Source organism: Mesocryomonas lacus (genome assembly GCF_055730105.2).
Genome location: NZ_JBUZWF020000004.1, coordinates 414,589 through 426,124, shown reverse-complemented (window position 1 = coordinate 426,124; position 11,536 = coordinate 414,589). Strand labels below are relative to the sequence as shown.

Annotated in this window: 2 protein-coding genes; both read right to left on the bottom strand. The window is 64.4% G+C overall.

What is annotated here, in order from left to right:
- Positions 1-230: 230 nt before the first annotated feature.
- Entirely contained in the window at positions 231-2,006 is a 1,776-nt protein-coding gene (locus ACZLZQ_RS16240) for a type I secretion system permease/ATPase (RefSeq protein ID WP_472950267.1), read from the bottom strand.
- A gap of 106 nt (positions 2,007-2,112) precedes the next feature.
- A complete protein-coding gene (locus tag ACZLZQ_RS16235; protein ID WP_472950266.1) occupies positions 2,113-11,451 on the bottom strand; it encodes a peroxidase family protein in 9,339 nt (3,112 codons plus the stop codon).
- Positions 11,452-11,536 lie beyond the last annotated feature (85 nt).

The window sequence follows — 11,536 nt, the reverse complement described above, 5'->3', positions numbered from 1 at the left end:
GCGGCGGCATGCCATGGTCGGGGAACGGCGAGCCAGGCGGCCTTTCGCGAGGCTCGTCCTCCGAGAAGAACTGCCGCAGTGCAGCCAAAAGCGACGCAACAAAGAGCGGAAAGACCGCAAAACCATTCAGCTGCGTGCCCTTCTCCTCTACCGCGAATTTCCGTCGGGGAGCGTCAGCTTCCTTGGCGTTGGGCAGTCCGAGGGCGAGACGCTCTTCCATCTTCGTCTCCTTACAGGACCGGCGACGCGGTGGCCGTGGACCGGGGCGGTGACGCCCCGCCAAAGGCGACGGAGGCGGCAGCGGTATTGGCGGCGCGCCCGGGCTGGCGAATGATTTCCTCTTTCGGCCCAAAGGCGACGAGCTTGCCGTTCTGCACGACGCCGACCATGTCGCAGGCCGCCAGCGCGCTCGGGCGATGCGCGATGACGATAGCGATGCCACCGCGCTGCCGGATCTTGCAGAGCGCCTCCGTCAGCGCTGCTTCGCCCTCGACATCAAGGTTCGAGTTGGGCTCGTCGAGAACCACCAGGAACGGATTTCCATAGAGGGCGCGTGCAAGACCTATCCGTTGGCGCTGGCCAGCGGACAGAGCCGTTCCACCAAAACCAAGTTCGGTCTGGTAGCCGGTCTCCAGCCGCACGATCATCTCGTGGATACCAGCGGCCTTGGCGGCACCGACGATCCCGCGCACCTTCCTGTCCGGATCGAACCGCGCGATGTTATCAGCGATCGACCCGTCGAGAAGGGAGACATCCTGCGGAAGATAGCCAAGGCTCGCCCCGAGCTCGGCGGTTCTCCACTGGCTGAGCTCGGCGTCGTCGAGCCGCACGCTGCCGCGCAACAATGGCCAGACCCCGACAATGCCTTTGGCAAGGCTCGTCTTGCCGCCGCCGCTCGGGCCGATCAGCCCGAGCGCCTGCCCGCTCCGGAGTTCGAACGACACGTCGGAGACCAGAACGGTGCCGCTATTGGGCGCCACGACGGTCATGCCCTCGACCTTCAGCGATTGCGTCGGCGCCGGGAGATCCAGCAGGGCCGTGTCGTCGTCCATCGCTGCCAAGGTCTCCTTTAGCCGGCGGAAGGAGCGGCGCGCGGCGGTGAAGTTCTTCCAGTTGCCGATGGCAAGATCGATCGGGGCCAGCGCCCGTGCCGAGGCGACGGAACAGGCGATGATCGAACCGGCTGAAATTTCGCCGCCGATCGTGAGATACGCACCGAGGCCGAGCAGCGCGGACTGAAGCAGCATGCGCACCACCTTGGAGACGCCGCTCAGCGATCCGCCGATATCGCTCGTCCGGGTCTGCAGCGCCGCATGCCGTTTGTTCGCCTTAGTGAAGCGCTCGACGGCCCGGCCGCCGAACCCCATGGCTCGTAGAATGTCGGCATTGCGGGCATGGGAGTCGGCGAGATTGGCCCGGATCGAGGCGGCCCGGTACATCTCGACGCTGGAGCGGCGGGTCATCAGTTCGGTCAGGACCGTCAAGGCAATCAGCACGATCGCCCCCGCGACCGTCAGATGGCCGAGCATTGGATGCAGGAGGTAGATGAAGGCGAGGAAGAGCGGCATCCAAGGCAAGTCGAAGAAGGCGATCGGTGCCTGGCTGGCGACGAAGCCGCGGACGACGTCGACGTCGCGGCCGCGCTCCAGCGCATCGGCGGTGGAATAGCCATAGCGCGGCATTTCGATCGCCACCTGGTGTGCGAGAGGCGCGAGGCGGGTGTCGATGCGCGACCCGACGCGGACCAGAATCTGCGACCGCAGGACGTCGAAGCAGCCTTGAAACAAATAGAGGCCAATCGCCAGCGCTGAAAGGGCGAGCAGCGTTGGGACACTGCCGCTTGTCAGCGCCCGATCGTAGATTTGCAGCATGTAGAAAGATCCGGTCAGCGCCAGCAGGTTGATGATGCCCGACAGCCCGAACAGAAACAGGACGACCCCTTTGTATCCTTCGACGCGTTTGAACCTCTGCCCGTTCGCGGCGCCACTCTTGCGCTGATGTGTCATCCGATTGCCCCTCTAAAGCGTCCCGCGCCTTGCACCCCTGCGTCTGCCATCCCCGTCTGTCTTTGGCCGGCAGGCTGAACATCGGCCTGCCGGCCAAGCTTGGTCCTCAGGCGACGCCCTGGAAGTCGTTCACCCCGAGGTTGTGACGCCCCTGAATGTCGATGGTGAACTCGGAGCCCGCGTCCGACGTGAGATTGCCGAGGACAAGGGTGTGGTCTCCGTCCGCACGCGTCTCGTGGGTCACCATGACCTGGCCCGTTGCGGTGAAGGCGGAGCCTGTGATGAGCGATAGAGGCTGGCCGCCGTTCAGCGGTGACAGATCGATCTTGTCGCCGGGCTGGAAGCCGGTGATCACGTCCCCGTCCGCCGCGTCCGCCGTCTGGAAGACGAAGGTGTCGTTACCGGCACCACCGTCCATGACATTGACGTGCGTGTTGGCAACGATCCGGTCGGCACCGGAGCCGCCGAGGAAGTTCTCGAAGCTGTAGACGACGTCTTCGCCACTCTGGGCACTCGTGACCGAGCCCCGGTTGAGCGCTCCCGACCCGAGCTCGACGGTAATATTCGCCGAGATCGCGGAGTAATCGAGCGTATCCGTGCCCGCCTCACCCCAGTAGGTGTCGTCGCCATCCGTTCGTGTCGCCAGCACCAGATCGTCGCCTGCACCGGCGAAGACGTCGTCGCTGCCGCTGCCGCCTTCGATGGCATCGTCGCCGGCTTCGCCGAACAGCGTATCGTCCCCCGCCTCGCCGAAGAGAAGGTCCGCCCCCTCGCCGCCGAAGATCTGGTCGTTGCCGGTACCGCCGAAGCCGACATCGGCGCCGCTTCCGAGCTTGACGAGGTCGCCCCCGGCACCCGCCGTCACGACATCAGCACCGCCGGCGCTGATCACGATGTCGTCGCCGTCCAGCGCCATGATGGCGTCGTCGCCGTCTCCCGTGCTCAGCGTGTCGCCGTTTGCCGTCCCCATGAGCGGTTGTCCGGCCGGTACGACCACCGGGGGAGGAACCACGACGGTTCCGCCATCATCGTCGCCCTCGTTGTCCGATCCGTCGTCGTCGCCATCCCCATTGCCGGGGTCGACTTCGCCATCATCATCCTCGTCGCCGGAGCCCTCATCGTCGCCATCGCCATCGTCGTCGTCGTCGTCATCATCGCCTGAGCCGACGGGCTCTTCGCCATCGCCTTCCCCGTCTTCGTCTTCGTCGTCTTCGTCGTCGTCGTCGCCAGAGCCAACGGGCTCGTCGCCGTCACCTTCGCCATCGTTGTCATCGTCATCGTCATCGTCGTCGTCGTCACCCGAGCCGACGGGCTCGTCACCGTCGCCCTGTCCACCTCCGGCGTCATCGTCGTCGTCGTCATCATCTTCATCTTCATCCTCGTCCTGTCCGCCAGCGGGCGCACCAACCCCTTCATTGGTCTCGAAGACACGCTCGGGGAGGTTCTCGAGACCGGTATTGCGGGCGATGATGTCGGCAAATTGCTGGCCGTCGATGAAGTTCTCGTAGAAGTCGAAGTTCTCGAAGCGAGAGAGATAGTAGAAACGATCGCCGTCCTGCAGGCGATCGAACTGCTCATGCAGGACGACCCAGAAGGTCTGCCCAACGATGCCCTCGTTAATGTGCGCCTCGGCCAGGCCGCCGACCCACAGATCGACGCGGTCGATCCCCTTGACGATGCCGGTGCCGTCCGCCTGCATCGCGATGGTGATGTCCGGATTGATGGCGCGAAAGTCCGCGATGTCGGCTGCGCTCAGCACGAGGTCCGGATAGGCCTCCTTGAACTGCGCGATGACCGTGTCACTGAGACCGTTGCGGGCCTGAAAATCCTCCCAAGAGACGTAGGCTGACAGATCGCCGCCGGCGAAGCCCACCGCGTCCCGGATATAGGGATTGGTGGATTTGGCGAGGTCCATGCGGACCTGGTTGAGCGTGCCGAGACCCACATCCCAGCCGCGGGCGACGTTGAAGGCGAAGAGATCGGCCCGAATGCGGACGAGATCGTTGCGCACGGCATCGACTATGTTGAAGTCGACGTCCTCCGCCGGCTGTCCGACGGTTCCGGCAATGATGTTGCCGACGCCATGCTGGGCATAGCCCGGCTGGGGAACGTAGCCTGGAGGGAGCTGACCGTTGAAGACGCCGGGGGCGTTGCTGGGGTTCAGGAAGGCGTCGAAGAGATTGACGCTCGTCGTACTGCCGTCGGCGCCGCGGACCTCCATCGTCTGGCCGATCAACGAGTGGCCGAAACGGAACACGGCGGCGGCGAACTCGTGACTGATACCGGAGTCGACGTTCGGATTGTATTCCTCGAAGCCATGGGTCCCCGGCGATCTTATCCCACCGATCAGCGTGTCGAGATATTCGTCGAAGACGACCCGCTGATATTCGGCCTCGTTGACCATCTTGGCGGCCTGGAACACCTCCTCGGCGGTGCCCTGGAAACCGGAGGCCAAAAGTGTTTCGACGTGGAAATTGTGGTTTCGTGCCCAGATCGTATGGATCGAGGTCAGCGCGAAGTTCTCGTTGACACGTCCGTCACCCGCCACGAAGTGGTCGAGCACGTTGACGAAAGGATTGGTGTCGATCAGCAGGGGATACCCGGACCCCATGAAGTTCGAGACCACGCTGTCCAGGACACTTTGATTGTAAGTGCCGGTGGCACTGTCAAAAAGCGTGCCCGTCACGCCCTGCGCCAATGTGAAATTCGTATAGTAGTCGCGGAAGCTGATCGAGCCGCCGGGCAGGCCCGGTGCGGTGAAGATGGTGTTGGCGTTCCAGTGGTGCTGGATCAGTTCCCGCAAGGTTGGCAGCAGCTTGAAATCGGGGTTCGAGGGATCCGCAACGCCGGCCAGGAGCCGCATGCCGTGGCCCTGGGCGCCGTCGCTTTCGCGCAGGAACTGGCCCACCAGCGCGTTCGACCCGTAGGCCTGGTTCTGGTCGATGAAGGGAGAGGTCTGGTTCTCGTGCTGCGGAATGCCGTCCGCGTCGGTGGCCAGCACCGTGCCGCGGGTCAGGTCGGCGGGGTTGGCAGTGCCGGGAGCACCACCACCGCCGGGGGCGCCAATGGCAATCGTGCCGTTGCCGCCTTTCGGCAGGAAGTCGAGCCCATGGTCGATGTATTGCCCCATGGCCATGAAGAAGATGTTGGCATCGTTGCCCGCCAGCGGCAGTCCGGCTTCCTGAACGCCGAGGATGTCGGAGATTTCGCGGGCGTCGAGCCCCTCGAAGAGCGGGTTGATCGCCCGATTTCCCAAGGCGTCCGCTTCGCCATAATGGGCCTCGGTCAGACGAAGGAAGGGCTGCTCGGCGCTGCCCCAGGTCGGATGGTCGACATTGTTGCCGAAGCCGCTGAGATTGCGCGGCCCGACCGGCACGTCGTCATCGCCGGCGGCTGCCGGCCGTTGGCCTTTAACCAAAGCCTCAAGGCCATCGATATCCAGCGCCGTGTAGCTGAAAGCGCCGGTGATGCCCTCGCCTTCGTCTTCTCCCCCGTCGGCGCCGCCGTTCTGCCCGGGCGCGGTCTCCTGGAACTGGGGAAGCACTGCCCCGGTGAAGGTGATCGAGTGAGAGCCGTTCGAGAAGGTGTTCGTACCGTTGGGATTGGACGTGAGGCTGAAGGACGCCAGCGACTGTCCCGCCGGAAGCTGGATTACGTCCAGTGGCCGTAGATTGCCGACGATCGTGTCGTTGCCGCCATGCGACCGAAAGACGATCCGATGCGCGGAGCCGAGCGCGGAGATGTCGATGGTGTCGTCGCCGGCTGCGCCGTCGATGGTGATCGTGCTGAGGAGCAAACTCGTCGGCGTAAAGTCGCCGATGACGAGAACGGCATCTCCGCCGACGGCGCCGCCGGCCGCGGCGTTGATGTGGATCTCCTCGATACCGGCGAGTTCGGCAACGACGCTTGCATCAGTCGTGCCATTGCGGGTGACGACGATCTCCGTCTCCTCGCTGAGCCCAAGAAGGCTGTTGCCGGCCTGCTGCCAAGCGAGGCGGGTGTAGACGCGGAACGTCTCCGCTGCGGCGGTGCCGTCGAACTGGAAGGTGTCGACGCCGGCGCCGCCGTCGATGAAGTCCCTGCCGTCGCCGGAACGATGGGCGATGGAGTCGTTGCCGGCCCCGGCGAAGATCCGGTCGTTGCCGGCGTTGCCGGAAAGCGTGGTGCTGCCACCCGTGCCGACCACGATGTCGGCAGCCGCGGTACCGTCCGCGCCGAGCGTGTAGACGTCGATGTCACCGACCTGAAGGAGCTCGACATTCACCAGCGAGTCCACGCCGTCGCCCTCGAGCCCGAGATTGTCGCGCACGATGATCGCCGCGCCGCTGCGCTCGAAGGAGTAGGCCTCCACGGGGCCGCTGACGGCCACCGTGTCGGTGCCGGTGCCGCCATCGATGGTGTCGTTGCCGTGCCCGCCGGACAGCGCGTCGTCATCGGCGCCACCGTCGAGCCGGTTGTTGCCGGTGCGCCCGACCAGAACATCCGCGCCGTCATTGCCGCGAAGCGTGTCGTCGCCGTCGCCGCCGTCGAGCCGGTCGTCGCCGTCACCGCCATCGATAACGTCGTTTGCGGCGTCGCCCTCGATATCGTCATCGCCGGCGAGCCCGAGAATGACGTGGGGCGCCGTAGAGCCCGCCAGATCCTCGTCGGCCGCTGTACCGACGATACCGGTCTCGACCGAAACCGTCCGCTGTGCACCGGAGCCGGCAAGCGTGCCCGTCCAGTTCGCGACGACCCTGATCTCGCTGCCGGCAAGGGCGGCGGTCGGGGTGAAGCGGGCGCCCGCCACGGCGCCGTCGCCGGCTCCGACATCGCGCCAGCTGCCGTTGGCGCCGAGGACCTGCCATTGCAGCGTGACGGGCCGGGTCGCATCAAGATCAGTGAAGACGGCTTCAAGCGTGCCGACGTCCCCGTTCGGTGCCGTGATGTTAAGCCGTTCGAACGGCTGGTCGAGCACCATGGCGACGTCGACGCTGCCATCCGCGAACTGCAGCTTTTCGATGTTGCGCAAGGTGTCCGTCCCGTCGTCGGGAAGGCCGTTGGTGAGAGTGCTGTGGGTGACGACGACCGAGCCGTCGGCGCGGCGAGACAGCGTGTAGTTGGCCTGCACGTCAGAGAAGACGGCGGTGTCGACGTCCGTGTTCGACGGGCCGCTCATCTTGATCTCACGAACGATGTGCATCTGCTCTGGCCGGATCTCGCGCGAGATCATGAGCTCGAACAGCGACTTTCCGGCCCAGGCGGACGGCAGATCTTCGCTCGAGACCTGCGTCGCCGTGAAGATGTGCTTGAGGCTGTCGACGCTGGTCAGTTCGTTTTCGGCGCTGTCGACGGTCGCTGCGTTGACGCCCCCGGTCGCAGGAATGTCGGCCTTGGTGATGCGGATGCGCACGTTGAGCCAGCGGTCGCCATCGAGGATGTCGTCGCCGCCATTGCCAGTCAGGAGATCACTGCCAGCGCCCCCGAGAAGAATATTGCCGGCGTCGAAGAAGCCGCTGCCCGAGACCGAGACGATCTCGTCCAACCCGTCGATCCGGTCGATGCCGGCCTGGTCCAGACCGTCCCCGAAGAAGACATTCTCGTTGGCGCCGACGGTCGGCGCGCCTGGCTCCTCAGCCCCCGCAAGAGCTTCAGAAGTGCGGTCGTCGCCAATCAGCGTGTCATCGTTCTCCCAGCCCGACAGGGCCTCGACCTTGTCGAAGCGGTTGCGCAGGATGTCGGCTTCCTCGGTCGTGAAGATCGGGATGCGCATGTCGGCGTAGGCGTCGCGAGCATTGCCTTTGAAGATCGCCCAGTCGAAGCCGAACATGCCCTCGCTGCGCATGACGCTCTCGCCTTGGACCATGATGTCGTCACCGGACTCCGCGTCGAAGTCGTGCTCGTCATTACCGGCAAACATGACGTCGTGACCGACGACTTTTGAGTTGAAGAAGAGTTCGGAATTGTCGCCGGCCGTGGTGTCGAAGGCGCCGCCGGCCTCCATCCAGTCGTTGCCCTCATTGCCCATGAGCAGGTTCACGCCGTCGCCGCCTAGGATAAAGTCGTCGCCATCGCCGCCGAACACCTCTGTATCGTCGACACCGACGAAGATCACGTCCTTGCCGCGACCGCCCATCAGGATGTCGATGCCGTTGGAGTTGGCGATCACGTCGTTGCCCTCCTCACCCTTGAGGAAGTCGCCACTGTCGCCGCTGTCGGTGATGATGTCGTCGCCGCCACCGCCGTTCACCAGATCGACGCCCGCCCCGGACTCGATCCGGTCGTCGCCGGCATCCCCCCAGACCGCGTCGTCGCCAAAGTCGGTGATGATCGTGTCATCGCCGGCCGTGCCGCCGACGAGGACGTGCTCGCCGCCGGTGAACTTCAGGTAGTGGCCGGTCGCGCCGGACTGGTCGGCGGTCGGATCGGCAACGCTCTCGTCGATGCTGATGGTCCGCGGATCGTCACGCTGGACCTTGCTGAGGCCCATCGCCTCGAGAAGCGGGTCGATGCCCGTCGGGTCCTTGCCGCCCTCCGCACCGTTCTGGTCGAGCTGGTTGGCGACGTTCACCTCGAACTCGTAGTCGTAGTCGGCGAAGGCATCGATGCCGATGTGGCGCGTGACGATGTCGTCCTCCGTGCCGCGAATGCCGTCGGCGCCGGGATCGGCCAGGGTTGTGTTGGCCAGCATCAGCTTCGAGAAGGAGTTCTGCTCGAGTTCGTTCAGGAAGTTCTGACCTTGGGTGCGGCTGAGATAGTAGAAGCGGTCGGCATCCTGGAGGTTCTCGAGCTGTGCCTCGAAGATGGCGTTGAACGTCGAGCCCAGCATGCCGCCGAACGGCATTTGCTTCTCGGCGAGGCCGCCGACCCAGAGGTCGACCAGATTGAGGCCGGTCTCCTTACTGGCCCACTCGCCGCGTGCGTTCAAAAAGTCGAGCCGTTCGTTCGGGTCCAGGGAATCGTCGTCGCCGAAGACGAGAGCCATGGCGGCGGCGCGCTTGGCCTCGAGCGTCGTGGCGGCTTCAATCGTGGAATGGGTGCCGTAGGCGGCGATGAAGTTGACGATGGACATCGGGTTCTTGAGGTTGCCCGCCATCTCGACCCAGCTCTTGTAGGGTGTGAGGAAGGAGGACTGCGTCGCGGCATAGAGCTGCGCCCGCGCGTCGTTCAGCGATGGCGTGCCGGTGTCGCGGCCGCGGGCGATGTTCAACGCCGGGAGGTCGAGGGGCAGGCCCAGGAGGTTGTTGCGCAGCGCGTCGACGACGAACTCGTCGATCTCCGAGCCCCGTTCGATCGTCATGCCGCGAATGATGGCGGCGGCGCTCTCGTCGGGCGAAAGCTGACCGTTATTGTCGAAGGCGATGGGGTTGAGGAAGGCTTCGATCAGACCGAGCTCGCCGGTCAGCTCGTTCCCCTCGGCATCGACGTGAACAATGGTTTTGCCGTCCGGCCCGATCCGCGGCATGCTCTCCGTCAGCATGGAGTGGCCGAAACGGTAGACCGTGTTGGCGAACTCGGCAAAGATCGCCGGATTGATGTCGGTTACCGGGTTGAAGACGAAGGGATCGATCAGCGGTTGAACCTTGCGGGCGAACTCCTCGAAAACCAGATGCTGGTACTGCATTTCCGTTGCGAAGCGGCCGGCCTGGAACAGCCGCTCGCCATCCCAGGCAAGCTTCACGCCGGCGACGCCGGATGCGATGTCGTCGTCCTCGAGAAGCGCGAAGAATGCGGCCTTGTTCGTGGCCGCGGATAGTCCGCTGTTGATCGCGTCGAGCGTCTCCTGGCTCATCGGGCTCGTGACCCACTCTTTGACGAAGGCAAGATCCCCCGACTGCAGGATGGTCATCTTGTGTGCGGCAACCTGACGGTTGTGCTCGGAATGGAACAGGTGGTGAACGGCGGTGAGACCGATGTTCTCATTGCCGCGTCCGTCGCCGGTCGCGTAGTGCCGGTCGAGAAGCTCGTCGTCGTACTCGGTATTGCGCCCGGTCGAATTAACCGCCACCTCATTGCCGGCACTATTGTCTAGGTCTTTTTGCAGCACGCCGCCGACGAGAACAGGGACGGCGGTATGCGCGATATCGTCGAGGAAGGCGTTCAGCGTCCGGGCCGCACCGACGGTCTCGCCCGCCTCGATCATGTTGATCGCGCCGCCGACACCCACCAGTTCCGTACCGACCGCCAGCTGGATGGCGGAAAGTTTTAAAGCCTGCCCGGACTCAAGGCTCCCGGTGGCATAGACCGCCTCGCCTGTTGGCGAGATGCCTACCATCACCTGCGGCAGCCCGTTCGCGCCACGAACGAACGCGCCATAGGCGTCCGTCAGCAGCATCGGCACGGAACCGACGTCGGAGTCCTGCAGGTCGATGCCGAGCATCGTCTTCGCCTGGTTCTTTACATCGGCCCAGGTGGCAAGGCCGTCATCCGCGCCGCCGAGCAGCCGGCCCGTGGCCTGCGGCTGTCCGTTGACGAGGACGTATTCGCGCAGGAACACCTGATGCGAGGGGTTGGAGGTGTAGGTCTGGTTCTGGTCGATGAAGGGAGTCGTCACGTTGCGCTGCGAGCCGTCGACGGGCGTCGCGCGCGTCAAGGTCATGAAGCGCAGGTGTTCGGGCAGGTCGTCGTCGGTGCCGAGAGCGCCGTCCTTGCCGGCAATCAGCGGATCGTCGGCCTCGAGCGGAACATAGACAGTGCCGTTGCCGCCCTTCGAGATCAGGTCGAGACCATGGTCGAAGAACTGACCGAAGAAGGTCATCCAAGGGTTGAAGGGTTTTGACAGCCCGTCGTCCGGCGCAACGTTGAGGATATTGATCGAACCGTTGGTGACGACGAGGCCCTTTGCCTCGACCAGCTCATCCAGCGCGTTCTCCAGCTCCGTATGAGGACCGCCAGGGTCGGACGCACGGGCCGCCTTCAGCGCTTCGAAGGCCGCGGTAATCGCCTGCTGGTCGGCGATCACATTCGTCGATCCGCTGAGCTGCAGGGCCGCGGCAATGGCGGCCGGATTGTTGAGGGTGACGTCGACGATGAGGTTGGAAATGGTGCGCGGATCGCTGTCGACGATATTGGACGGATTGCCGTAGTTGCCGCCGCTTATCGGCGCCTGGCCGGGGCCGAATGAAATCTCGTCGCCGTCATTATCGTCCAGAAACCGAGGCTCCAACAATTGCGGCATCGGCTGGCCGGCGGAACCCCATGTGCCCCGGCCCGGGACGAGGTTGTTGTCGGAACCGTCGACGGTGCGAAGGCCGTAGGGCAGGTGCGGATCGGAGATCGCTTTCGGTGCCGCGGGATCGCCGAGCCACACGCCGCTCGTGGCATCGTAGAGGCTGCGGTCCGTCAGAAGGCTTCCGTCCGGACCGGTTCGAAGTTCGATCAACGGAATGCCGCTTGAATTCGCCTCGGCGATCTTGATCTGCCGCAGGATAAACTGAAGGTCTGCTGTGTTCAGCTTGACGGCCATCGCTTTAACTCCCTCAGAATGAATAATTGCAGTGCAGCACGATCGCAGGCAGCCTTACCAACTATAACGGCTATGCGCGAAGTAG

Bases quoted from the DNA above. Each gene is read 5' to 3' on its own strand.
- ACZLZQ_RS16240 (WP_472950267.1), bottom strand. From the start codon at position 2,006: ATGACACATCAGCGCAAGAGTGGCGCCGCGAACGGGCAGAGGTTCAAA.
- ACZLZQ_RS16235 (WP_472950266.1), bottom strand. From the start codon at position 11,451: ATGGCCGTCAAGCTGAACACAGCAGACCTTCAGTTTATCCTGCGGCAG.